Origin of the sequence: Cohnella sp. LGH (genome assembly GCF_017671885.1) — a bacterium.
Taxonomy (GTDB): domain Bacteria; phylum Bacillota; class Bacilli; order Paenibacillales; family Paenibacillaceae; genus Cohnella; species Cohnella phaseoli.
On the sequence record NZ_CP072117.1, the window covers coordinates 1,623,519 to 1,647,779 of the forward strand.

The 24,261-nt window shown below is 57.1% G+C and carries 21 protein-coding genes; 3 read left to right on the forward strand and 18 right to left on the reverse strand.

Annotated features, from left to right (window positions below; translation table 11 throughout):
* Nucleotides 1–51: 51 nt before the first annotated feature.
* From dtd to J4772_RS37495, 8 genes are all read right to left on the reverse strand, one after another.
* The gene (dtd, locus tag J4772_RS06470; protein WP_209074611.1) at nt 52–492 is read right to left on the reverse strand and encodes a D-aminoacyl-tRNA deacylase; all 441 of its coding nucleotides are present in this window, start codon (nt 490–492) and stop codon (nt 52–54) included.
* A gap of 27 nt (nt 493–519) precedes the next feature.
* Nucleotides 520–2,715, reverse strand: coding sequence for a RelA/SpoT family protein (locus J4772_RS06475; RefSeq protein WP_116059096.1), 2,196 nt, complete (start codon nt 2,713–2,715; stop codon nt 520–522).
* A gap of 191 nt (nt 2,716–2,906) precedes the next feature.
* On the reverse strand, nt 2,907–3,419 hold the full coding sequence (locus tag J4772_RS06480) for an adenine phosphoribosyltransferase (RefSeq protein ID WP_116059097.1): 513 nt from the start codon (nt 3,417–3,419) through the stop codon (nt 2,907–2,909).
* A gap of 117 nt (nt 3,420–3,536) precedes the next feature.
* Nucleotides 3,537–5,978, reverse strand: a complete 2,442-nt coding sequence (gene recJ, locus J4772_RS06485) for a single-stranded-DNA-specific exonuclease RecJ (RefSeq protein WP_209074612.1) — start codon at nt 5,976–5,978, stop codon at nt 3,537–3,539.
* A 313-nt stretch (nt 5,979–6,291) separates the two neighbouring features.
* On the reverse strand, nt 6,292–7,230 hold the full coding sequence (locus J4772_RS06490) for a cation diffusion facilitator family transporter (RefSeq protein WP_209074613.1): 939 nt from the start codon (nt 7,228–7,230) through the stop codon (nt 6,292–6,294).
* Nucleotides 7,231–7,253: 23 nt separating this feature from the next.
* Nucleotides 7,254–8,162: a protein translocase subunit SecF gene (secF, locus tag J4772_RS36920; protein WP_116059100.1), complete on the reverse strand. Its 909-nt coding sequence runs from the start codon at nt 8,160–8,162 to the stop codon at nt 7,254–7,256.
* Complete coding sequence (gene secD, locus J4772_RS36925) at nt 8,152–9,426, reverse strand: protein translocase subunit SecD (protein WP_247741038.1); 1,275 nt, start codon at nt 9,424–9,426, stop codon at nt 8,152–8,154. The genes secF and secD overlap by 11 nt, the downstream gene beginning before the upstream one ends.
* A gap of 128 nt (nt 9,427–9,554) precedes the next feature.
* Nucleotides 9,555–10,184: a post-transcriptional regulator gene (locus tag J4772_RS37495; RefSeq protein ID WP_371822827.1), complete on the reverse strand. Its 630-nt coding sequence runs from the start codon at nt 10,182–10,184 to the stop codon at nt 9,555–9,557.
* Nucleotides 10,185–10,337: 153 nt separating this feature from the next.
* Between J4772_RS37495 and spoVB the strand changes: the two genes are divergently transcribed.
* Nucleotides 10,338–11,909: a stage V sporulation protein B gene (gene spoVB / locus J4772_RS06505; protein ID WP_209076998.1), complete on the forward strand. Its 1,572-nt coding sequence runs from the start codon at nt 10,338–10,340 to the stop codon at nt 11,907–11,909.
* 47 nt (nt 11,910–11,956) lie between these two features.
* On the opposite strand, the gene J4772_RS06510 is transcribed toward spoVB, so the two are convergent.
* Nucleotides 11,957–12,682 (reverse strand): DUF421 domain-containing protein, encoded by a 726-nt coding sequence (locus J4772_RS06510; protein ID WP_209074615.1) that lies wholly within the window; start codon nt 12,680–12,682, stop codon nt 11,957–11,959.
* Nucleotides 12,683–12,913: 231 nt separating this feature from the next.
* Here J4772_RS06510 and J4772_RS06515 point away from each other — a divergent pair, with 231 nt between their 5' ends.
* Together J4772_RS06515 and J4772_RS06520 are read left to right on the forward strand one after the other, a co-directional pair.
* Complete coding sequence (locus tag J4772_RS06515; protein WP_116059103.1) at nt 12,914–13,318, forward strand: TIGR04086 family membrane protein; 405 nt, start codon at nt 12,914–12,916, stop codon at nt 13,316–13,318.
* A 68-nt stretch (nt 13,319–13,386) separates the two neighbouring features.
* Entirely contained in the window at nt 13,387–14,244 is an 858-nt protein-coding gene (locus J4772_RS06520) for a phosphatase PAP2 family protein (protein ID WP_209074616.1), read from the forward strand.
* Nucleotides 14,245–14,323: 79 nt separating this feature from the next.
* Here the strand turns inward: J4772_RS06520 and yajC are convergent, their stop codons facing one another.
* The 9 genes from yajC to J4772_RS37395 form a co-directional block, all read right to left on the reverse strand.
* On the reverse strand, nt 14,324–14,641 hold the full coding sequence (gene yajC, locus J4772_RS06525; protein ID WP_116059105.1) for a preprotein translocase subunit YajC: 318 nt from the start codon (nt 14,639–14,641) through the stop codon (nt 14,324–14,326).
* A gap of 18 nt (nt 14,642–14,659) precedes the next feature.
* Nucleotides 14,660–15,793: a tRNA guanosine(34) transglycosylase Tgt gene (tgt, locus tag J4772_RS06530; protein WP_116059106.1), complete on the reverse strand. Its 1,134-nt coding sequence runs from the start codon at nt 15,791–15,793 to the stop codon at nt 14,660–14,662.
* Between the two features lie 39 nt (nt 15,794–15,832).
* Entirely contained in the window at nt 15,833–16,873 is a 1,041-nt protein-coding gene (queA, locus tag J4772_RS06535; RefSeq protein WP_209074617.1) for a tRNA preQ1(34) S-adenosylmethionine ribosyltransferase-isomerase QueA, read from the reverse strand.
* Nucleotides 16,870–18,993 (reverse strand): SpoIID/LytB domain-containing protein, encoded by a 2,124-nt coding sequence (locus J4772_RS06540; protein WP_209074618.1) that lies wholly within the window; start codon nt 18,991–18,993, stop codon nt 16,870–16,872. Before J4772_RS06540 ends, queA begins: the two co-directional genes overlap by 4 nt.
* A gap of 40 nt (nt 18,994–19,033) precedes the next feature.
* Entirely contained in the window at nt 19,034–20,047 is a 1,014-nt protein-coding gene (ruvB, locus tag J4772_RS06545) for a Holliday junction branch migration DNA helicase RuvB (protein WP_209074619.1), read from the reverse strand.
* Between the two features lie 28 nt (nt 20,048–20,075).
* Nucleotides 20,076–20,699: a Holliday junction branch migration protein RuvA gene (ruvA, locus tag J4772_RS06550; RefSeq protein ID WP_209074620.1), complete on the reverse strand. Its 624-nt coding sequence runs from the start codon at nt 20,697–20,699 to the stop codon at nt 20,076–20,078.
* A complete protein-coding gene (ruvC, locus tag J4772_RS06555; RefSeq protein ID WP_116059111.1) occupies nt 20,696–21,199 on the reverse strand; it encodes a crossover junction endodeoxyribonuclease RuvC in 504 nt (167 codons plus the stop codon). Before ruvC ends, ruvA begins: the two co-directional genes overlap by 4 nt.
* Before the next feature lie 268 nt (nt 21,200–21,467).
* Nucleotides 21,468–22,181, reverse strand: a complete 714-nt coding sequence (locus J4772_RS06560) for a BofC C-terminal domain-containing protein (protein WP_209074621.1) — start codon at nt 22,179–22,181, stop codon at nt 21,468–21,470.
* A 68-nt stretch (nt 22,182–22,249) separates the two neighbouring features.
* On the reverse strand, nt 22,250–24,235 hold the full coding sequence (locus tag J4772_RS37395) for a LysM peptidoglycan-binding domain-containing protein (RefSeq protein WP_305827845.1): 1,986 nt from the start codon (nt 24,233–24,235) through the stop codon (nt 22,250–22,252).
* Nucleotides 24,236–24,261: the final 26 nt, after the last annotated feature.

A 24,261-nucleotide genomic window follows, 5' to 3' on the forward strand; every position in this document is an offset into this window, starting at 1 on the left:
AACAGATGGTTTTGACATGTATTATGGCCCAATCGCAGCCCTCCCAAACCGTCAGCGGCTTTCCAGGATGAGCGTTACCGGGCCATCGTTAACCAGCGAGACATCCATCATCGCCCCGAATCGACCCGTTTCGACACGCAAGCCCCGCGCCCGCAGAAGCCCGTTAAACTTGTCGTACAGCGCCTCGGCCAGCTCGGGCCTCGCCGCCCCCATAAAATTCGGCCGTCTGCCCTTGCGACAGTCGCCGTACAACGTAAATTGCGATACCGACAACACGTCGCCCCCGACGTCTTCGATCGACAGATTCATTTTCCCGCCGTCGTCCTCGAAAATTCTCAGCCCGGCCAGCTTGTCCGCCATCCAGATCAGATCCTGCTCCGTATCCTCCTGTCCGACACCGACAAGCAGCATCAGCCCTTTGCCGATTGCGCCTACGACTTCATTCTCAACGGTTACCTTGGCTTCGGATACCCGCTGCAATACGACTTTCATCCTTCAGAATCCTCCGTCTCCACGCCTCTATTGCATCGTCCGCTGCACAGAAAAAATATCTTTCACCCGCTTGATCTTATCCACAACCGACTGCAAATGCTCCTTGTTGCGGATAAGAATCGTCATGTGCATAATCGCGTTTTTGTTTTTGTCCGACCGTCCGGATACGGCGGCGATATTCGTCTTGCTTTCCGAGACGGCCTGCAGCACCTCGTTCAGCAGCCCGCGGCGGTCGTGGCCGAGAATTTCGATATCGACGCTGTAATTGGCTTCGACCGAGCCTTCCCACTCTACTTCAATGACTCGCGCCGCTTCATCGCCTTCTTCGCCCGTCGGAATGTTGGCGCAGTCGGAACGGTGTACGGACACACCGCGTCCCCTCGTAATATAACCGATGATGTCGTCTCCCGGCACCGGGTTGCAGCAGCGCGCGAAGCGAACCAGCAAGTTGTCTACGCCCTTAACGCTGACACCGTTGGACGCGCGTTTCTTCTCCGCCGCCGAAGAGCCAGGCGTCCTCATCTCCTTCACTTCCGAGGTGAGCTGGATCTGCTGCGCTTCCTCCGCTTCCTTGCGGAGCTTCTCGGTCAGTTTCGTGCAAATTTGCGCCGCCGTAATGCCGCCAAAGCCGATCGCGGACAGCATATCCTCCACGTCGTTAAACGTAAACTTCTTGGCCGCGTCCAGCAGCTTCTCGTCCGACGTCCACTCGTGCGGCTCCAGGCCAAGTCTTTTCAGCTCGCGTTCAAGCAGCTCGCGCCCTTTTTCGACGCTTTCCTCGCGCTTCTCCTTCTTGAACCACTGGCGGATTTTCGTTCTCGTATGGGAAGATTGCGCGATTTTGAGCCAGTCTTGGCTCGGCCCGTAGGAATGCTTGGAGGTTAAAATTTCCACGATATCGCCAGTCTTCAGCTTATGATCAAGCGGCACGATCCGACCGTTGACTTTGGCGCCGATCGTCCGGTTGCCGACCTCCGTATGCACGCGGTAAGCGAAATCCAGTGGCACCGATCCGGCCGGAAGCTCGAACACCTCGCCCTTCGGCGTAAACACGAATACGAGGTCGGTAAAAAAGTCCATTTTCAGCGATTCCATGAACTCGGCAGCATCCCGCGTATCCTGCTGCAGCTCGATAATCTCGCGGAAGAAGTTCATTTTCTCCCCGAAGCTGTCCTGAACGGCTCCCGCCGGATTGCCGTCCTTATACGCCCAGTGCGCCGCAATCCCGATTTCGCTCGTCCGATGCATCTCCCATGTGCGAATCTGCACCTCGGTCGGTTCGCCCGTCGAACCGACAATCGTCGTATGCAGCGACTGGTACATATTCGCCTTCGGCATGGCGATATAATCTTTAAACCGTCCGGGCATTGGCTTCCATAGCGTATGAATGATTCCGAGCGTGGCGTAGCAATCCTTCACGTTCTCGACCAAAATGCGAATCGCCAGCAGATCGTAAATTTCGTTGAACTGCTTGTTGCGGGACGTCATTTTTTTGTAGATGCTGTAGATATGTTTGGGACGCCCCGAAATGTCGCCCTGAATGCCCATCTCTTCCAGCTTCTCGCGAATTTTGTCGATGAGCTCGGTAATATGTTTCTCGCGCTCCGTCCGTTTCATCTTCATCAGATGCGCGATACGGTAATATTGCTGGGGGTTGAGGAACCGAAGCGCGATATCCTCCATCTCCCACTTGATGGCGCTGATCCCGAGCCGATGCGCGATCGGGCAGAAAATGTCGAGCGTCTCCTGCGCGATGCGGCGCTGACTCTCTTCGGATTGAAACTTCAGCGTGCGCATATTGTGAAGCCGGTCTGCCAGCTTAATTAGAATAACCCGAATATCGTTGGCCATCGCCACGAACATTTTGCGATAATTCTCGTTCTGCTGCTCCTCCTTGGACCGGAACTGAATCCGCTCCAGCTTGGTCAAGCCGTCGACAAGGCCGGCCAGCGTCTCCCCGAACCGTTCGCGCAAGTCTTCCAAGGTGACCTTAGTATCTTCGACGACGTCATGAAGCAACGCCGCCATCACCGTTATGACGTCCATCTGCATTCCCATGCAAATTTCGGCAACGGCTACCGGATGCAAAATATAAGGCTCGCCCGATTTGCGAACTTGACCGCGATGAGCTTCTTCGGCATACACGTAAGCATCCCGGATTTTCTGCAAGTCTTGCTCTTTCATATAAGTAGATGCTTTCTCGAGAAGCAGCTCCATGCCCATGCCGACTTTCCTTTCCGCCGACGCCTTACGCCGGTAATTTCCCCAGAAGTGTTGCTACCATTATGCCTCTTCGCGACGGGAATCGTCAACCTTGGCTGCGAGGCTTTAGTCCTAGATTCGCTAAAGCAAAAAGACACCCCGCTCGGCAAAGCCGCCGTGGAGTGTCTCTCCGCCGCGCCAAAACGCGGCAATTAGTAGGTGACAAGGGACGCGACATCGATTCCGTTCAGCTTGTCGCGTCCGTTCAAATAGCTCAATTCAATGAGGAACGCCGCCCCCACAATCTCTCCGCCAAGCTGGTTAATCAGCCCGATCGTTGTAGAAATCGTACCTCCGGTAGCGAGCAGATCGTCGGCGATCAGAATTTTCTGACCCGGCTGGATGGAGTCGCTGTGAATGGCCAGACGGTCTTTGCCGTACTCCAGATCGTAAGCCGCCTCCACAGTCTCGCCGGGAAGCTTGCCGCTTTTGCGAATCGGTATGAAACCGACGCCAAGCGCAAGCGCGAGCGGAGCGCCGATCACGAAACCGCGCGCTTCCGGACCCGCGATCAGGTCGATTTGCTTCTCCTTGACAAGCTCCTTAAGCCCGTCGATGGCGGCGCGATAAGCTTGCCCGTCCTTCAGCAGCGTCGTAATATCCTTAAACCGGATGCCCGGCTGCGGAAAATCGGGAATAACCCGAATGTAATCTTTGAAGTTCACGGATATCAGGCTCCTTTTATCGGCATAAAACAGAATCATTCAAGTTTACGAGTAGCATTATACACTTTTTGAACGGGATTTGGCTACATGGATACGAGCACAGTCTCGCCGAGTTTGCTAGGCCCCGGAATGGCAAGCCGCCATCCAGCTTCGCAGCTCCTCCGTCGTCATCTCCGCCACCTGGCGCACCGCAGCCTGCTCCTGCGCTCTACGGTAGCGCGCCGATTCGCTCAGCTCCTTGCGCGGCGGATTCGCCACCGCCTTGCGCGATACGCCGTTTGCGGCGATAAAGCCAAGCTCGACGAACACCTCGTGCATCATGCGGACAGTAGCCAGAGGCAGACGAACGGCCTCCGCCGTCTCCCGCACAAAGCCGTCCGGACTGTCCAGCCAGCTCCCCCGCTGTCGGCACATCGTATATACTTCCGCGAAGTGTCGACGCTCAGGAAACTTGCCGGCAGTACCGACCGACGATCGACTCCCGCCTTCGCCGTCCGACAGAACCGTGACTCGTTCCAACTCGCGCTCCGGCCGCAGCCAGCTTCGGAGGCTGCCGACCTCGCGCTCTTCAATCGGCAGCCCGACAAGCACCAGATGGCGCACGCCGGACGGCAAGCCGGCCTTGTCCCCTGACGCAGCCGCAGCGCTCTCGGAAGAGACATCTATTCCGACATCGGCGGCCATCTCATACAAACCTATCGTTACACCCGCCATCCCGTAACGGCTGACGGCTTCATGATACGCCGCCTTGGAGGCGCATGCGACGGCAAGCCCTTCGGATTCCGTCGCAATCAGACGTTCCAACGCCGTCCATACGCCTCTTTCCGCGCGCCGATCGTTTACGATGAGCTGTCCGGAGCGGTAATCCTGAAACATCATCTGCGTCTTTCGATTTCCGTTCCATTCATTTACGCTTAGCTCGCCCAGCAGATCCACGCGCATTCCCGGCGCCATTCTTTCCCGCTGCGGCCCCATGCCGAAGGCGACAACCTCCAGGGATCGGCCGGCTTGCTCGATCGTTAATCTCAAGTGCTTGTCTTCTTTGCCCATCGTCCGGGCTTCCTTAATTACGACATCCTCCAGTACGACGCGCGGCGTCGGATTGCCGTTGCCGAAGGGCTCCAGAGCCGCCAGCTGATCAACGGCGCTCAGCGTGACGTCCTCTAGCGACACCCGAAGATCGACGCGTCGCTTCGGCTGCCACTCCTCCTCCGTCAGTCTCTCTGCGGCAAGCAGATCGAGCCGGTCTCCCAGCTCTGTCACCTGGTCTGCGCGCAAGGTCATTCCTGCCGCAGCCTGATGCCCGCCGTAATGCTCCAGCAAATCCGCGCAATCCGTCAGCGCCGCATACAGATCAAAGCCGTCGATGGAACGCGCCGAGCCCTTGCACAGCCCTGTCTCTCCGTCGATAGCAAGAATAACGGCCGGCAAGTAATAGCGTTCCACCAGCTTGGAAGCGACAAGACCGGCAATGCCGGCGTTCCAGCCTTCCTTCGCAAGCACAATGGCACGTCTAGGCTTCTCCCCGTCCGCTTCGCGCAGCTTGAGCCACAGCTCGTCCGCCTCTGCGGTTGTGTGTTCAACCAGCTGCTGGCGTTCCGCGTTCAGCCGATCCAGTTCCATCGCATACGGTTCCGCTTCCGCTTCGCTGGCGGCAGCGAGCAGCTTAACCGCGCTGTCGGCATGCTCCAGCCGGCCTCCGGCGTTCAGCCTGGGAGCCAGCGAGAAGCCGATTCGGCCGCTGGAAATTTCCGCGATGTCAATGCCTGCGATCCGAGCCAGTGCTTGAATGCCCGGAATCGGAGCCTGCCTTAGCTGTTTCAGTCCGAGCCGAGCGATGATCCGATTCTCACCCATAAGCGGCATCAGATCGGCAATTGTGCCGATTGCGGCCAAATCCGCGTACTCCAGCGCCGGACGACCGAGCATGGCATGCGCCAGCTTGAAAACAACCCCTGCACCGCATAGCCCTTTGAACGGATAAGGGCAATCCTTCTGCTTCGGATTCACAAGCGCGACCGCTTCCGCAGGCAGCTTCTCCGGCGGCTCGTGATGGTCGGTAACGACGACATCAATGCCCAAACTAGCTGCATGCGCAATTTGTTCAACCGCACTGATGCCGTTATCCACCGTAATAAGCAGCCTGACGCCCGCCGCAGCGGCCAAATCAAGCGCGGCGTTATTCAGTCCGTAGCCTTCGCGGCTTCTATGCGGAATATATGTATCGAAGCTTGCCCCCAGCTCCGTCAACAGCCGAATCATAAGCGCGGTGGACGTTACGCCGTCGGCGTCGTAATCGCCGTAGACGCGAATGCGTTCCCCGTCGCGCACCGCTCGGCCGATTCTGTCCACCGCCTCCGCCATTCCCTTCATTCGCAAAGGATCAAGCAGTTCCTCAACAGACGGCTCCAGGAAAGACCGCGCCTCTTCGATCGTGTCCCATTCCCGTCGTGCAAGCACGCCGGCGACCATTGGCCCGAGGCCGAGATTGGCCGTCAGCTCCTGCTCCCGCTCCGCCGCGCGCTGCGGCATATCCCATCTGTACTTCGATTTGATCATAATTGCGTCTTCCTTCCCGATTCCTACACCGAATGCCAAATGAAAGGGGCTGTCTCGTAAGTAAAAAAGTCGTACGAAAGGATGATCGATAGAGAAGATTGTCGTGCATGTATCTCCTTACGATGCTATACGATCCTGAAATTTGGAATGGTCAACCCGTTAAAAGGTGATTTCAGGACCGTATGAGGCAGTCTCCAGGAGATACATGCACTTTTTCTTGATCGATCATCTTGTACGACCCTACTTATGAGGCAGCCCCTTATTGTTCATCGATAATCTTAGACGACTCTGTATAGGACAGTCCCATCGCGTGTTATTGCAGCATCGAAGATAGCTGTTCCTCTTGATGATTCGACTTATATGGGTATCCCGGGTCGTATGGCTGCACTTTGACATTGACGTCCATCACGTGCAGGAACCGCTTAGTCAACATTCGCCGCACCCGATTCGCTACGTCCTGGCCTTCGAAGACGCTGATGCGAGGGTTTACCCTTATGGAAATATCAAGCACGATATAATGTCCGCGCTCCTGCGGCTTTACCTCGTCTACAGCCACGACGCCGTCAATTCTCTGTACGGCTTCCAGCAGCGTCTGCGCGTCGGCGTCGTCGATTGAAGTCCTGTTCGATGCCCGGACGACGTCCGCAGTCAGCCGATAGCCCATGCGGACGACAAACACCGAGATGACCAGACCTGCCGCAGGGTCCAGCACGTACAGGAAAGGCATGTCGTACCAGGAACCGACGACCGCTCCGGAAGTGCCGACTAACGCAGTCAACGATGCGAAAATATCGGAGCGGTTATCTCCGGCGCGATCGCCGCGTATGCCGCAGCGGCTGTCGCACCTTCGTTTATAACGAATCAGCGCCTCGCGCGTACCGATGCCTGCGGCAATGACGACGACTGCGCCGACCCCCGGAGCTTCTTCCGCGCCGTTGGCAACAGTCCGAATCGAAGAAATGCCCATTTCCAGACCGACGACAAGCAGGATCGCCGACAAAACTATCGCCGCTACCGATTCCGGATGGCGGGAAGAGCTTGTCGCGTTCGGAGCAAGCCTGGCTCTGCGCAGACCGAGATACGCGGCGAACGTGCCGGCGCAATCGGCCGCCGAGTGGCAGGCGTCGGCCAGCAGCGCTTTGCTTCCCGTCAGCCAGCCGACAGAGCCTTTCACAATTGAGAGGCCGAGCAGCCCGCATACGGACACGAGAGAGCCGCGTTCAGCAGCAAGGGAACGTCGAACCGTAGTCACCTGAGCCCCCCCTTTCAAGCTTTCTATAGCGAGCTTTGCGGTTTAACGGCTACCTTTTTCAAAGGTTCCTTCTTCTTGAAGTACAACCATACTTGGCTGGCAATAAAGATAGAAGAGTAAGCTCCGCTTGCCAGACCGATGATAATCGCCAGCGAGAACAGTTTAATTGACGCGCCGCCGAAAATGAACAGACAGACCGCCGCGACCAATACGGTAATAACCGTGTTGATCGAACGCGCCAGCGTTTGCCAAATACTATCGTTTACCAGCTTGTCCAAATCGGCATGGCTCTTGATTTTGGCGAACCGCAGATTTTCGCGGATACGGTCGAAAATAACGACTGTATCGTTGATCGAATAGCCGATAATCGTCAGTACCGCTAAGATGAACGGCAAATTGACCTCGAGCCGGAATATCGAAAACACACAGATGACGAACAAGGCGTCATAGACGGTCGATACGATCGCTCCGATCGAGAAGCGCCATTCAAAGCGAATAACGATGTAGAGCATGATGCCCAAGCTCGCCACGGCCATTCCGATCAGGGCGTTGCGCTCCTGCTCCTTGGCGATGTCGACGTCGACGATATTGATTTCGAACGAGGCGTCCGGATCCAGTTTAGCCAAGAAATTGGCTTTAAAATCTTTCTCCTGCTGCTCGTTCAGCGCCGTCTTGAAGCGAATGGACTCCCGGTTCTCCCCGGATACGAGCGTATAGTCACCCAGGTTCTGCTCGTCTAGATACGCTTTGACCTGAGTGTCCTCCAGCTTCTTGGTCGTCGTGATGTCCACGGACGTTCCGGAGCTGAAATCGATGCCGTAATTCACTCCGAATACGCCGAGCGCGATCAAGCCGATCAACAGCACAGCGGCGGAGATCGTAAGGAAAATGCGGCTGGATTTGACAAAATCGAATTTGCGATTAGAGCGCACTTATCTCACTCTCCTTCACATTGTAATACTTCGGCTTAGTGAAGTAAGAGCTCTTCACGAGCAGGTTGAGCAAATAGCGAGGCAGGAATACGTTCGTCAAAATGTTGACGGCGATACTCCACAGGAAAACGACCGCGAAGCTCTTAACGATGCCGTGGCCCATGAACAGAAGCACGAAGCCGGCGATCGCGGACGTCAAGTGCGCATCGATAATGGTACGGAAGCTGTTTTTGGCGCCGGCGCGCAGAGAGGACGCGATCGACTTGCCGCTGCGCAGCTCTTCCATAATCCGCTCGGCCGTAATGATGTTGGCATCGACGGCAATGCCGACCCCGAGCACGAATGCTGCGATGCCCGGCAGCGTCAACGTAGCGTTCATCAAGTAGAGAACGCCGAGCAGCATCCATACGAACACGATGAGACAGATGCTTCCTACGAAGCCCGGAAGCCGGTAGACGACGATCATAAACACCAAAATGAGCACTGAAGCCAGCATGCCAGCAAACAGCGTGTCCTCCAGAGCTTTCTGTCCGAGCGTCGCTCCGACGCTCTGGGTATATTTCTCCGTCAGCTTAAGCGGCAGAGCTCCCAGGTTGATGATGTCGGCCAAATCCTGTGCTTCCTGGCGCGAATCCTGGCCGGTAATGACGGCGGTTCCGTCGGTCAGCGCCTGCTGCACGACAGGAGCCGATTGAAGCGCGTCATCAAGAAAAATCGCCAGTTGCTTGCCAACGAGCTTGCTGGAAGCGTCGGCCAGCTTCTGCTTGTCCTTCACTTCGATCCGAACCATATAGCTGTTGAGGTCGCCTATTTCAACCTTCGCAGCGCCTTCCTTGAAGTCCGATCCGTACAGCTCTACATTACAGTACTCGCCGCCTTCGCATCCAACAGAGCTGCGGAATTGAAGCTCCGCAGGGCGCTTCATCAGGTCGCGGATTTTCTGGATCGCATCGTCGCGTTCCTTGGCGGTTTCGCCTGTCGAGACGGCGATTTTCAAGCGAATGCGGTTTTTGCCCTCTGTCGTAACCTCCGGCTCGGCTACGCCGCTGCGGTTAGCCCGCTGCTCCAAGCTGAGCGCGGTCCGTGTTAATGATTCCTTCGTAACGGTGCCGCCCTCCGTCAGCGGATGGGCCTCGTACAAAATTTCGACCCCGCCTTTCAGGTCGAGCCCAAGCTTCGTCCCGTTCAGCAGCCCCGGCGTAAATACACCCATAACTCCGAAGCTGACGAGAACGACGAGCACGAAAGCTACAATACGTTTCATCTCTGGTGCGGTCCCCTTTCGATTCTCAATGTTCCTATTATACCTACGCGATCAAAAAGAAGTCAAAAAGAAAGGGACGACCCTCGCCGTCATCGAAAGATGCCGGGGATCGTCCGCGCTGTCCGCCGTTATTTGCGGTACTCTCCTCTATACATATTAAGCGTAACGAAGTTCATAAATTGAGTGATCTTCAACGATAAAATATCGTTCACAATCTCGTACAGCGGGGGGACGCCTTTCTTATGATACTTGTCGCTGACGCATTCCCACACATCCGCCCCGGTTACCCGCTCGTATCCGATCAAGTGGAATTCCTCCGCTTTGCTTAGGCATAGCTGCGCGATCGTATCGTTCAACTCGTCCTCGCTCAGCACACTTATTCCACTGAATTCGTCCAGCTCTTCTTCGCTCGGTTCATCAGCCCCGCTCAATTCGTCCAGCTCTTCTTCGCCCGGCTCTTCGACCCCGCTCGATTCGTCCAGCCCATCTTCGCTCGGTTCATCGACCCCGCTCGATTCGTCCAGCTCTTCTTCGCCCGGCTCTTCTGCCACACTCGATTCGTCCAGCTCACCTTCGCTCGGCTCTTCTACCCCGCTCGATTCGTCCAGCTCATCTTCGCTCGGCTCTTCTGTCCCGCTCGATTCGTCCAGCTCTTCTTCGTTAAGCCCGTCTCCATTCAACTGGTCCTCATTCAAATCGGACTTGGCCTCAAGCTTGTCCAGTTTGATGGCCGGCTCGCCATTATCCTGCTCCTCCACCCGCGATTCCCTCCTGTCCGGTGCAAATGTTGTACACTCGCTTATAAATCCTTCTCCGCGGGACCCTAGTTTTCCTTCCCAATGCATGAAGATGGACAACCATCGCATACATATGAAACTAACCCATGCTAGGGAAGAGGGATTTCTTTGAGCTTGCGCAAACAATCGTTCATCCAGGGCGCTATGATTCTGCTAGCGGCCGGACTGCTCAACCGGGTGCTCGGCTTCGTTCCCCGCATCGCGCTGCCGAGAATGATCGGCGCGGAGGGCGTCGGGCTGATCCAGCTCGTATTTCCCTTCACGATCGTACTTCTAACGTTAATATCCGGCGGCATCCCGCTCGCTGTGGCCAAGCTTGTCGCGGAAGCCGACTCGAAGGACGATTCGGCAGGCGCTGGCCGCATTCTTAAGCTGGCGGTCGCGATTTCGCTTGGAATCAGCCTCGTTGCCGTCGTCGTCTGCTTTCTGTTGTCGGATTTCATCGCCACCCGGATCATGACGGATTCCAGGGTGCACAGCGCTTTCCTCGCCATGATTCCGGTGCTTCCGCTCGTGGCGGTTTCGTCCGTCTGGCGCGGATATTTTCAAGGAAAACAGAACATGGTACCCACCGCGATGTCTCAGACGGCGGAGACGTTGTTTCGCATTGTCTTTACGCTGCTGCTCGCTTGGCTGCTGCTGCCCTTCGGCGGTCTGGAGGCCGCCGCTGCGGGAGGCGTGCTCGGCATGGTGGTCGGCGAATGCGCCGGAGTGCTCGTGTTATGGCGGCAGTTCGTCCGCGATCGCCGGAAAGAACGGCCGCCTTCGGCGACCAGCTCCGCAGCCCCGGCGCCGAGAAGCTACTTGCGAGAGCTGCTGAATACGGCCGTGCCGGTAACCGGCAGCAAAATGATCGGTTCCCTCTCCTACTTGCTGGAATCGATCATGACCGTAAGAAGCCTGACAATCGCCGGCGTCGCCGCTGTCGGCGCAACCGCTCAATACGGCGCACTGCAGGGAATGGTCATTCCGCTGCTGCTGCTGCCGGGGGCGCTGACCTATTCCTTGGCCGTATCGCTAGTACCTTCCTTGTCCGAAGCGGCTTCCCGGGGCGATTGGGCCGTCATCCACTCGCGTCTCCAGCAATCGATGAAGCTGGCGGTCATAACGGGGGCGCCGTTCGCCGTTCTGCTCGCGCTGCTGGCCGCTCCGGTGTGCAAGCTGCTGTACGGGGACGACTCGATGGCCCATATGCTCAGATGGATGGCGCCATTAGCGGTTTTCTTATATATGCAAGCCCCGCTTCAAGCGGCGCTGCAGGCGCTTAATCGCCCGGGAACCGCTCTGTTCAACACCTTTGCCGGAGCGGCCATAAAGCTCGTGCTTATCATGCGACTGGCGACCGATCCGCAGCTCGGTATCGTCGGAGTCGTCATCGCCATCGGCGTCAATATGATGCTCGTCACGCTGCTTCATTGGATCAGCGTCGCGCGGCTTACCGGATTTCGCATGCACCCGCTCGACTTCCTCAAAGTCACCGCTGCGATGATCGTCATGAGTGCAGCGGCTTTGCGAATATGGGAGTTCGACTGGTTCGGCCCAAGCTCGGCGAATCTTGTTCTCGCAGGCGCGACCGGGATTGTCGTCTATGTTCTGCTGCTCGTACCGCTAAGGCTGATCAATCGCGAAGATGTCGCAAGAGTACCGCTGATCGGACGTTATCTGTCGCCTCGAAATCCTCGATGAGCTCGTCCCCATTGCGTTTGGGCCTGCTCATTGAAGATTTGGTTTAACTACTTCTTATCTATATACAACTTGCCTTTATGGTCGATGCTGCAAAAGAATACCTGCTTAAAGTTGTCCACGTCGTGCCGCTGCAGCTCGCCTTTTAACCAAAACCTGGTTTTCCCCAGCTTCTCCAAATTGTCGTCCTGAACCTGTCCGTCCATAATTAGCGGCAGCGGCAGCACCTCGTATCGCACCCTCGGCCAGGAGTCGGCCTTGCTGTTCGACGCGGCGGAATTCTCGGGAGAACGGTTGGCCGCCGTCCCCTCATTGCCGCCCTCGTCTCGTTCCTTCAATATCACTGACAGCTTGCCCGTCGATTCCAATACGGCCAGTTTAACTTCATGCAGGCTGGATACTTGGTTCTCTCGCAGCTGGAGCATCAGATCGTCCAGATTGTATCGTTGACGGAACATCTCCTTGCGGTTCAGATGGCCGTCTTGAACAAGCACGCTTGGCTTGCCGTCGAACAACAGCCGCATCGTCCGGTTTTTCAACGTAAGGAAGGCAAACCCGATCTGGATCAGCACCAGAAGAATGATCGGCGCCAAAGCCGTTATCAGCGTCTTCTCGGTCGATTCGATCACGATAACGGCAATTTCCGCGATCATGATCGAAATGACCAGGTCAAACACCGACAGCTTGCCGATTTCGCGCTTGCCCATCATCCTCAAAATCAGGAAGATGAAGAAATACATGAAGATCGTCCGAAGCAATATCGCCGTCAGTTCCATGTTTCCCTCCGTCATTCGCCCCGGCGCGGCGCTCGTTACCGCTCAGCCATTCCGGGTAAGGTAGCTCGGACCTATAGTGTCACCGCCTGTCAAGAGCCTCATTCCGTTCCGCCCTGCGGAAAATATGGTAAATCCCCGCCCGAATCATTCGAAAACACGGCAGGCCTGTACTACGAACCCTTTCCCCGCCATAAGCTGATACAAAACTAATTTCGTTAGGAGTGATCCGCATTGAGTTCGTTATCCCGCATATTCGGACTGCGCAATGCTTCTCCCGTCGCTTCCGGTCTTTATTGGTCCGGAATTTGGCTTGCCGTCGGCGCTATCATCCTGTCCATTCTGCTCGCCGGCTCTTCTCTGAAGGAATCGGGCATGCTGCCTTGGGTATTCGGCGTACACGGCTTTGCGACTCTGGCGGGCGGTTTCGTCTCGGCCAAAAAATCGGGGCGCAGAGGCTGGTACTTCGGAATGGCCAACGGCCTGCTCTATTCCGCGCTGCTGCTGGCTATCAGCTTTCTGGCGACAGACGCCGGATGGTCGACGGCCGTTCCGATTTTGCTGCTCGTTACTTGTCTCTCCGGAGCCGTCGGAGGGATGCTAGGCGTAAACGCCGGCTCCGCGGCAAAAACCCGTTAATAGGTGAAAGCGCCACTCCTATGATATAATATGCGGGTGCTTGTCAACATCGGGTTCGGAGGACCAATATGACTTTATTTCACAGTATGTCTACCGTGACATACTCCACCGCCCTAGCAGTCGCGGTTCTAATCTGGTTCGGCGCGGGCCGGCAGCCGCTCGCCGTCGGAATGGCATTCTTCCGTGCGCTATTCCAGTCGCGCCAATATTTACTGGTTTTCATCGCCGTCATCGCGATCCTGTTCCTGAACAAATACGAGCTGCATTTGGAAAACTGGCTCAACGTCTCCTATGACCTGACTGCGGCGCTTACCGGTTGGGAAGGAGCCTGGCAAGCCAAGCTGCAGGCGAGCTTGCCGTCCGATGCGCTAATTGGCTTCACTGCGATATTTTACCTTGTGCTGTTCCAAGCGACGATGATGGCTTCGTTCGGGATTTACACCTATGCGGGGAACATGAAGCTCTACTACGCCCTAAGCTTCGCGATTTTGGGGAATTACTTGCTGGCCGTGCCTTTTTACCTGTACGTCCCCGTCAACGAAGCCTGGTACGCCGATTCTCAGATCCGTTTTCTCATGCTTAACGTGTTCCCGACCTTCGAACAGCATTATCGCGCGTTGTCCGGCATCAACAACTGCTTTCCGAGCCTGCATACCTCGTTGTCCGTCACAATGGCTCTCATCGCCAGCAGGTCCGGTATCCGAAGATGGTCGATATTCGCTTGGATTAACGCGATCGTCGTCATATTCGCGATTTTCTATCTTGGCATTCACTGGTTTACGGATATGGTCGCAGGGCTGGTTCTTGCCAGCGTTAGCGTGTACGTCGGCTTAAAAATAGCGGCTCGGATGGAAAGCCATCCCCATTCAGGCATTCTCTCTCGATCCCGCAACAAACTCGAGCCGCCTTCTCCCGTTGAATCCTGAATACCCAACGTCAAAAAAAGCCTTCCCGCTCCGGAATAGCGTCCGGAAAGGGAAGGCTTTTTCATTGTTACGACGGCGATTAGGACTTCTCCAAAGACGGAGTCTCGGACTTTGCCGACACGTTGTTGATAGAAGAACGGTCGAACGTCAGCTTCGTAACGTCGTTCACCTTCAGCACAACCGTATCGTCCGTTATCTCGGCGATCGTCCCGTGCATGCCTCCGACCGTTACCACTTTATCGCCTTTCTTCAGAGCGTTCAGCATCGATCCGCGCTGCTTCTGCTTCTTCTGTTGCGGACGGATCAACAGGAAATAAAAGATGGCGAACATCAGAATAAACGGCGCCAGCGTCATCCAAATGTTTCCTCCGCCAGCTGCTTGGTCTGCCAACCACATTTTGTTTTCCCTCCTCTCTTAAAAACCGCTTTCGTTGTGCGCCATGCCGTATTTCTCAAAAAATTCGTCGCGGAACGTTCCCAGTCGATCTTCCCGAATCGCCTCGCGCACCTGAGCCATCAACTGCACCAAAAAGTGAAGATTATGTATGGTCGTCAGGCGGAGTCCGAACATCTCGTCCGCTTTAATCAAGTGGCGAATATAGGCGCGGGAATAGTTGCGACATGCGTAGCAGGAGCATTCCGGATCGAGCGGACTAAAATCGTTCGTGTACTTGGCGTTGCGGACGACCATTCGGCCTTGGCTCGTCATTAGCGTTCCGTTGCGCGCGATGCGCGTCGGCAGAACGCAATCGAACATATCCACCCCGCGAATGCTTCCTTCGAGAAGCGCATCCGGAGAGCCGACTCCCATCAAATACCGCGGCTTATGGCTCGGCAGATGAGGAACGGTCTCTTCCAACATTTCGTACATAAGCGGCTTGGATTCGCCCACGCTTAGTCCACCAATAGCATACCCCGGAAAATCAAGGGAAGTCAAATCCATGGCGCTCATTTTGCGCAAATCTTTGTGCATGCCGCCCTGCACGATACCGAACAGCGCCTGATCGTGAGGCCGCTGGTGCGCCTTCAAGCATCTTTCGGCCCATCGGCTCGTCCGTTCTGTCGATTGCTTGACGTACTCGTACTCAGCCGGATAGGGCGGGCACTCGTCGAAAGCCATCAAAATATCGGATCCAAGCGCGTTCTGAACTTGCGTCGCGCTCTCCGGCGTTAAGCTCAGCTTGTCGCCATTGATGTGGGAGCGGAACTCTACGCCTTCCTCGGTAATTTTGCGCATCTCGCTGAGAGAGAACACCTGAAAACCGCCGCTATCGGTCAAAATCGGGCGATCCCAGTTCATGAAGCGGTGCAGGCCGCCCGCCTCCTTTACCAGCTCGTGGCCGGGACGAAGGAACAGGTGGTAGGTGTTGCTGAGAATGATTTGCGCGCCGAGCGACTTCAGCTCTTCGGGGCTCATGCCCTTGACCGACGCTTGCGTGCCTACCGGCATAAACGTCGGCGTGTCGATGACGCCATGCGGCGTATGCAGCCTGCCGAGCCGCGCTCCGGTCTGGGCGCATGTTTTGATCAATTCATATTTAACTGCCATCGTGTGGGTAATCCTTTCAGAGGAAAGATGAGATTGGTGCTAGCTAATGAACATGGCGTCTCCGAAGCTGAAGAACCGATACTCCCGCTCGACCGCTTCGCGATATGCCGCGAGAATATTTTCCCGTCCGGCAAGGGCGCTGACCAGCATGACGAGCGTCGAACGAGGCAGGTGGAAATTCGTCAGCAGCGCGTCGACCATCGTAAATTCGTATCCGGGAAAAATAAAAATGCTCGTCCATCCGCTGCATGCTTCGACTTGGCCGCCTTTGAACCGCTGTCCGATCGTTTCCAAGGTTCTGGCGGAAGTCGTGCCGACGGCGACGATTCTGCCCCCGCTCGCCTTGGCCCCGTTTAACAGCTTGGCGCTCTCTTCGCTCACCGAATACCATTCGGCGTGCATCTCGTGCTCCTCGATCGTTTCCGCCGATACGGGACGGAACGTGCCTAGTCCCACATGCAGCGTAATGGGGCACAGCTTTACTCCTTTTGCCTGCAGCCGTTCCAGAAACTCCTTCGTAAAATGCAGCCCGGCCGTAGGAGCCGCGGCCGAACCTTCATTGCGGGAATACACCGTCTGATAACGCTCGCGATCGCTAAGCGTCTCCTTAATATAGGGAGGAAGCGGCATGTGGCCTAACCTGTCCAGCAGTTCGTTAAAAATCCCCTCGTACTCGAAGCGAACGATTCGCGCTCCCAGCTCGCCTTCCTCTTCTACGGTCGCGGAAAGCAGCGGCTGCTCGGCGGGGCCAAAGACGATTCGCGCGCCGCGGTGCAGCTTCTTGCCCGGCCGGACAAGCGTCTCCCAGCGGTCGCCTTCGAGCCGCTTAAGCAGCAGCAGCTCCGCCTTGGCGCCGGTATCGGCTTTGCTTCCAAACAAGCGGGCCGGGAGCACTCTTGTATCGTTAAGAACCAAGGTATCTCCCGGCTGCAAATGATCCTCCAGATCGGTAAAAACGCGATGCTCGACGCGCCCGGTCTGCCGATGCAGCACGAGCAGGCGCGACGAGGTTCTTTCCAATAACGGAGTCTGCGCGATCAGAGACTCCGGCAGTTCAAAATCGTAATCGCTAACGTTCATCCCCAGGCATCCTTTTCGATTGTCGCGTTTTGATAGTAGTATTGCAGGATATATTGGTAGTCATACCCTTGTTCGGCCATTCCGCGCGCGCCCCATTGAGACATGCCTACGCCGTGGCCGTAGCCGTTGCCCGAAATGACAAAGCCTAGAGCGGTCGTGCCGGCGCGAAGACCCCCGTCTCCGTCCATCACGTACACATTCGGACCGGTTAAGGCCCGCGGCTTGCCGTCAGCTCCGACGACCTGCAGCGCTCCTCCCTGTCCGGCGACCTCGCGGGTTTTGCCGTCCCCGCCGATAATCGTGAAGCGCCCGGTCTCCTCAATAGAGAAAAGCGTGCTTTTGACGCCTCCGAGGGCGCTGCGCAGGTTGTCGCCGACGCCGACGTTAACGGCGGTGCCGTTCGCCTTCACTTCCGTCACACGTCCCGAAGGACCGCGCTTGGACACCTCCAGCGTGCGCAGCGGACCTGCGATCGGGGTTTTGGCCCTCTTATTCAACGCTTCAAGCAGTTGGTCTGCCGTCATCGGAGCTTCGATCCAGCTGAAATCGTTGTATTCGGGAACCCGCTTCAGCTCCACGACGAGCTCGCCGGCGTTAAGCCGCGCAAGCGGCTCCTCCTTGTCGACGATCCTCGGCTTGGGACGAACCGCGGCACCGTCACCGATTACCTTCAATAGCTTCGCTCCGCTGTCATGCTTGCGTCCGCTGTCCTCGACCAGATCGGAACGGACATATCCGTTTGCGCCGCTCGATAGCGCGACATGATGCCAATCGAGCTTGCCCTGCTGCGGGCCTTCGTCCGGACTCTTTACGGCCGGAGCGTAATAAGCATTTTCTCCGCCCCAGATTTCAAGATTATTATCGGCGGTAATGCCTCCGGCATTGGCGGAGAATACCGCATTGATCAGCTTCCCGCCGGACGTCAGCACTTCTCCGGCCGTCGCGTCTACTCCGGCCGTCGAATTCGGATTTTCCGAGCCGATTCCGTAATAAGCTTGACTAACCGTCGTGTCCACGACGTTGGCGATCTGGAAACCCATTCCGGCAAACAATGCGTAGGTGCGAGCCGCGACCGCCTGCGCCTTCTGCGCCTCAAGCGGCCAGCTCGCTCCTACTTCGACTCCGACGACGGAATACAAATATTGCTCGAAGCCGACTTCGTTAACGACCGACAGCGACTGATTCAAGGTGCCGATTTCCATGCTGCCTCGATAGGTTCTCTTGCTTCGCTCGCTTAGCAAAATGCCTTCCGCTCCGGCAGGCTCCGCGCGAATGGACGAAGCGCCAGCAGGTAGCGCGTACATCGTACCCGCCGAATCGGCCTGCGTAGCCGTCTGGCGCAGCGTCGCATAGGACTCCCCGGCTTCGGGCACGCGCACGTTGGCCGCTCCGGCGGCCGCTGCGGTCTGTCGCAGCGCGCCAAGCTTGGAGGCGTCCTGCTCCTGGCCGATCCGCACAACGTACTGCACGGCGCCGCTAAGCGGCTTTAACGCCGCGAACGCTTCCAAGCCCGCGCTGCCAAGACGATCCGCGTCGGCTTGCGCCTCCGCCAGACTCGCATAGGAACCTGTCTCCACAGCCCAAGGGCCGAGCACTCTCGCCTTCGACAACGCCGGACCCGTACCGGCGCCGGCGCTTGTCCATTTGGCCAGTGCCGCGTTTGCTCCGGCTACGCTGGAATACGCCCCCTCTGTCACCTGATAGACAGTTTGGCCGGATTTGTCGAGTTGGACGATCGCTCCGGCGTTGGACGAGGCTTGGATCTTCTTCAATGAAGCGGCGGCGGCTTTGTAATCCGCCGTCTCAAGCACGAGCGCGCGGTAGACGTCCATCGTGAAAACCGCCGTCTGGCCCGCCGGAACGCTGCCGAATGGCGTGCTTGTCTGCGCGTCGCACCAGACTAGATTCATGCCGCCTTCGGACGATAGAGTCGCCGTCTGCGTAATAGCCTGATACTTGCCCGCGCCGAGATTTAGAAACAGGGCGACGCGAATCGTATCCGGAATGGCGCTCGCCGCCCGCACAACGATCGGCGAAGAGCTCAGAGCCAGAACCGCGGAGAGAAAAGCGAACAGGAGCAGACGAGCAGATCTTGTTTTCCCGGTAGCGCTTGGGATCATATAAAGTACCTCCAGTCCTATTGTGGTCGACGGGGCGTCTTCAACGGCCTGCGTCAGGCAGCGGAAGTCCTAAATGTCCGTAAGCTGCCGGGGTGGCGATTCTTCCGCGCGGCGTCCGCTGCAGAAATCCGATCTGCATCAAGTACGGCTCGTACACATCCTCGATCGTCTGGCTTTCCTCGCCGATGGAAGCCGCCAACGTATCCACGCCGACCGGACGGCCGCCGAAGCTGACGATCATTGCGCGGAGCATTTTATGGTCGATGCTGTCCAGGCCCATCGGATCAACCTGGATACGCTCCAGCGCGTCATGTGCGACTTCCTCCGTAATTATGCCGTCTCCCCTGACTTGAGCATGATCGCGAACGCGCTTCAGCAGCCGGTTGGCGATCCTCGGTGTGCCTCTTGAGCGTCTAGCGATCTCTCTGGAGGCTTCGCCGATAATGCCTACGCCGAAAATTTCCGCCGTCCTCGTCACGATGAATGACAGCTCATCCTCGCCATAGAACTCCAGTCTGCTGACGACGCCGAAGCGATCCCGAAGCGGCGCGGACAGCAGCCCCGCCCTTGTCGTCGCTCCAATCAGCGTAAACTTCGGCAGGTCAAGCCGCACAGAACGCGCGCTCGGTCCTTTGCCGATAATGAAATCCAGCGCGAAATCCTCCATCGCCGGATACAGCACTTCCTCGACTGTCCGGTGCAGACGATGAATCTCGTCGATAAACAGTACGTCGTTCTCCTGCAAATTCGTCAGGATCGCCGCCAGATCGCCCGGCCGTTCGATTGCCGGTCCGCTCGTCGTGCGAATGTGCACGCCCAGCTCGTTGGCGATAATGTTGGACAGCGTCGTCTTGCCAAGCCCAGGGGGGCCGTACAGCAGCACATGATCAAGCGGCTCCCGCCGCATTTTGGCCGCCTCTATGTAAATCTTCAGATTGTCCTTCACCTGCGATTGGCCGATATATTCCGCCAAATAGCGAGGACGCAGACTGTATTCCACCGCTTGGTCTTCCATCATCAGATGCGCGGTGACGATACGCTCCTCTTCTTCCATTGCTCCGGTCTCCTCTCCCGCTTGCCGATCATCCCTGGAACAATTTCTGCAGCGCAAGCTTGATCAGCGTATCCGGCGACTCTTCGCCAGTAATCCGATCCTTCATGGACAGCCAGGCTTTATCCATCTCCGCTTCCCTGTAACCAAGACCCGCAAGCGCCTCGCGCGCGGCCGCCCATGACGAACCGCCTTCCTCGGGCTGGTTCTGCGGCTGCTGCAAATCGATCATCGACGCGACGGCCCAACGGCTGTCGATCGTGCCAAGCTTGTCCTTCAGATCGAGGATCATTCGCTGCGCCGTCTTCTTGCCGATTCCGGGGAGCTTCGTTAGAAAAGCGAGATTCTCCTGTTGGATCGCCGCCACGACGTTCTCCGGCCGGCCTCCCGCCAGCACCCCCAGCGCCACCTTCGGGCCTATGCCGGACACCTCCAGCAGCCGCCGGAACAGCGCTTGCTCATCTCTTGTCGTAAAGCCGAACAGCTGCATCGCGTCCTCGCGAACATGATGGTATGTAAACAGTTGAACCGGCTCGTCGGTTCTCAATAAGCCGTACGGATTCGGCGTAAACACTTGGTAGCCTACGTCATGTACATCGAGTACGACATATTCTGATTCCGCATAAGCTACTTTGCCTCGCAAATAGTCGATCACCGGCGCATCGCTCCATTCATTCTCTCATTCAGGACGATAGAGTGGGCGTGGCAGATCGCAACCGCGAGCGCGTCGGCGACATCGTCCGGCTTGGGTATCGCTGATAATTTGAGCAGCATTTTGACCATTTCCTGAACTTGCCTCTTTTCCGCGCCGCCGTACCCGACAACCGCCTGCTTCACTTGCATCGGCGTATACTCCGAGATCGGCAGCCCTCGCTGGGCTGCAGCCAGCATAAACACACCGCGCGCCTGTCCGACGCTGAACGCATTCGTTACGTTTTTGTTGAAGAACAGCTTCTCGACCGCTACCGTATCCGGCTTATACTGATCCAGCAGATCGCACACGGCCTCGTAGATTTGCTTAAGCCTCATCTCCTGCGGCGTACCGGCCGCCGTCTCGATGCAGCCGTATTGCACGGGGGTCAGCTTATGTCCCGACTTATCGATAAACCCGAATCCCATAATGGCTATCCCAGGGTCGATTCCCAATACCCTCATGAAACGATCCCCCGATTCTAGCAGCTCTATTCTCGCAAGTAACGCCTTCTATCCCTATCGGTCCGAGAATCGCGAGACTCCGATAAAAATAATACTCTTCATTATAGCAAAAGTTCCTCTCTATGAGAACAGAAGGAGAACACCTTCTTCCATTACATTCCGAAAACGACGGCTCGGTTGGCTGTAAACAGCAAAAAGACGCCCCGAAATGCGGCGGGACGTCGATACTACAATATGCTGCTGTCGTTGGTTGGCTAAAATTCGAAGGTTACGGCTGGGGCTTGGTCTGGGAATGCAAGCTTCCCGCATATTCGTTAAAGGTAGACAAGACGCTGTTATACTCTTCCTTGTCCGATACCCGAATGCCTTCGGCCAATTCCCGAACGCGATCATCGCCTAAACGGGATTCAAGCATGTCCACGTCCAGTTGAAAAAACGTACGGATCACCTTGTCCTTCCACGGAGGTCCGTCGAACAAACTGAGGTTTCCGTCGCTGTCCATACCGATATACGCCGTTTTGCGGCATTGCGGCGAAAAATCGTCCACCTCTTCCTTGACGGTCAGCTTCCCTTCCGCATTAAAAAGGACGTCCCACTCCCGATGAGACCTGAGCAGCTCTGCCGCCTGCGATGCCGAATGCGTGCCGAGCTGCCTAACTTCCTCCCCGCACAAATAAGAACGGTGCAGAATAAGCTGAACTTCGCCTCTGCGCTTCTGGAGCGCCAACAGCGCTTGATCGCGGTTTGAAAGCTCGGGTGCGATCCACTGGATATCCGCCCCGACAAGGGTTGCGTCCACGGGTTGAACAACTTCCTGTTGAACGACTTCCATGCTCATATCGGTAACAACTCGACCTGCTAGCCACGTTCCCGCCAGGGACGCCATCACGAAAGTGAACGCAATCATCCCGAGCGACCAGACGTGGCGGCGTTTTCTCTTCAGCGACTTCTTCAGTTCCTTGAAAATACGGAAGCGCGACACCGGAATCCCCTTCTTTTTCTTCGTTTTCCTCTAGTGTTGCCTGGGGATTCCGGCGCTATGCGCTCATATTACCATTTTATCCAGGGCATGCTTTCTTTGCGCTTCGGTTTGCTGACCCGAGCCGCTGCCGATTTGGGTTTTGGCTTAGCTTGACGCTTCTTGGCCGAGGGAGCGGCTTTGACCGATACTTCCTCCTCGTCGGCGATAGATCTATGATCGTCGTCAATATGATCTCTCAGCGGGGGCATAGGCGGGATTGGAGGAAATCCCGGCATCGGCGGAATTGGGGGAAACCCTCCGACACAGTTCGGGTCGTAATACCCGGGAGCAACGTTCGCTCCGGCCACCATTCCCGGCAATCCTTCGGCCATCGGCGAAAGGCCTACCGGGATGTCTCCCATTTGAGCCCCGTAGCCGTAGCCGGGCTGCATTCCGGGAAAACCGCCCGACGCCGGGCTCACCATGCCGGGCATTGCCCCGTAGCCACCCGACGCCGCCGGGCTCACCATGCCGGGCATCGCTCCGTAGCCGCCCGACGCCGGACTCACCATACCGGGCATTGCTCCGTAACCGCCCGACGCCGGGCTCACCATGCCGGGCATCGCTCCGTAGCCGCCCGACGCCGGACTCACCATGCCAGGCCCCGCTCCGTAGCCGCCCGACGCCGCCGGGCTCACCATGCCGGGCCCCGCTCCGTAGCCGCCCGACACAGGGCTCACCGAGCTAGGCGACTGAGCTCCTGCGACGAAAGGAGTCGGACCGTACGGATACCTGCCGTCGCTGTAGCCCGCAGCTTTCGCTTGAGCCTCGGCGGCATACAGGTTGCCGGGAAGCGCGGACTTGGCTCCGCACGGCGCGCAACCTGACATGCTTCCGCTCGGCATAGAGCTTTGAGGGGCATCCGGCGCGCTGTAGGAAATGTCCTGCTGCCCGTACAATCCGCCCAAATCGGCGGGAATGCCGCCGGTAAGCGGAGAAATGGCGGACGGAGCTCCGCACCCGCAGTCGGCTTCCCCTGCTGTCGTCATACCGTAGCCGCCGTGTCCTTCCACTCCGCCGACGATAGGCTGAGCGTGGCCATGACCATAGCCCTGATCGGCGTAGCCTTGATGCGCTCCGACGCCCGGATACGGCATGCTATGCCCATAATGAGGCATACCGTATCCATGCTGCGGCATACCGTAGCCTTGGCCTTCCATGCCATATCCCTGCTGCGGCATACCGTATCCTTGGCCCTCCATGCCATATCCCTGCTGCGGTATACCGTAGCCCTGACCCTCCATGCCGTATCCATACTGCGGCATACCGTAGCCTTGGCCCTCCATGCCATATCCCTGCTGAGGCATACCGTAGCCTTGGCCTTCCATGCCATATCCCTGCTGCGGCATAGTGTGGCCTTGGCCCTCCATGCCGTACCCTTGATGCGGCATCGAATGCCCGCCCTGTTCGCCTCCGATGTTCACCGGATAGTGGATGTATTCGATTTTCTCATGAACTTCAATCCCGTATATCGGCTTCGTCTCTGGCAGCGGCGCGACTTCTACGGGCGCAGGCGCAGGCGCCGGCTGGACCGGAGCAGGCTGAGCGGGCACAGTTTCAATGGGCGTAATGACCACCGGTGGCGGGGCCGTCTCCTGTGCCTTCACGCCGGTATTGGCTTTGCCCGCTCCCGACACCGCGCCAGTTGGCGCTTTTCCGTGCATCGTTGCGGTCTTTTCCCCGTCGCCCGACGAAGCTTGCGGAATGTTGACCACTTCCCCGGTCAGCAACGCGTTCGGGTTTTTAAGCTGCGGATTCGCTTTGATCAAGTCGGTCAGTTGAATACCCCAGGCCTTGGACAGCTTCCACAGCGTATCTCCCTGCTGTACGATATGCTGGTGAATGACGCCGAACGTCGATTTTGGACGGGTTGGAATTTTAACCTTCATTCCCACGTCGATCGCGTCGGGGTTGCTGATGTCCGGATTGGCTTTCAACACGTCTTCCAGCGACACGCCGTATTTCTGGGCGATCGAATACAGCGAATCCCCTTGTTTAACGATATGGATTTTCACGCCGTTCCCTCCTGATAGTGATGAAA

Coding starts and splice junctions, on each gene's coding strand:
- dtd (WP_209074611.1), bottom strand. CDS start 492: ATGAAAGTCGTATTGCAGCGGGTATCCGAAGCCAAGGTAACCGTTGAG.
- J4772_RS06475 (WP_116059096.1), bottom strand. CDS start 2,715: ATGGGCATGGAGCTGCTTCTCGAGAAAGCATCTACTTATATGAAAGAG.
- recJ (WP_209074612.1), bottom strand. CDS start 5,978: ATGATCAAATCGAAGTACAGATGGGATATGCCGCAGCGCGCGGCGGAG.
- secD (WP_247741038.1), bottom strand. CDS start 9,426: ATGAAACGTATTGTAGCTTTCGTGCTCGTCGTTCTCGTCAGCTTCGGA.
- J4772_RS06510 (WP_209074615.1), bottom strand. CDS start 12,682: ATGGAACTGACGGCGATATTGCTTCGGACGATCTTCATGTATTTCTTC.
- J4772_RS06520 (WP_209074616.1), top strand. CDS start 13,387: ATGACTTTATTTCACAGTATGTCTACCGTGACATACTCCACCGCCCTA.
- yajC (WP_116059105.1), bottom strand. CDS start 14,641: ATGTGGTTGGCAGACCAAGCAGCTGGCGGAGGAAACATTTGGATGACG.
- tgt (WP_116059106.1), bottom strand. CDS start 15,793: ATGGCAGTTAAATATGAATTGATCAAAACATGCGCCCAGACCGGAGCG.
- queA (WP_209074617.1), bottom strand. CDS start 16,873: ATGAACGTTAGCGATTACGATTTTGAACTGCCGGAGTCTCTGATCGCG.
- J4772_RS06540 (WP_209074618.1), bottom strand. CDS start 18,993: ATGATCCCAAGCGCTACCGGGAAAACAAGATCTGCTCGTCTGCTCCTG.
- ruvB (WP_209074619.1), bottom strand. CDS start 20,047: ATGGAAGAAGAGGAGCGTATCGTCACCGCGCATCTGATGATGGAAGAC.
- ruvC (WP_116059111.1), bottom strand. CDS start 21,199: ATGAGGGTATTGGGAATCGACCCTGGGATAGCCATTATGGGATTCGGG.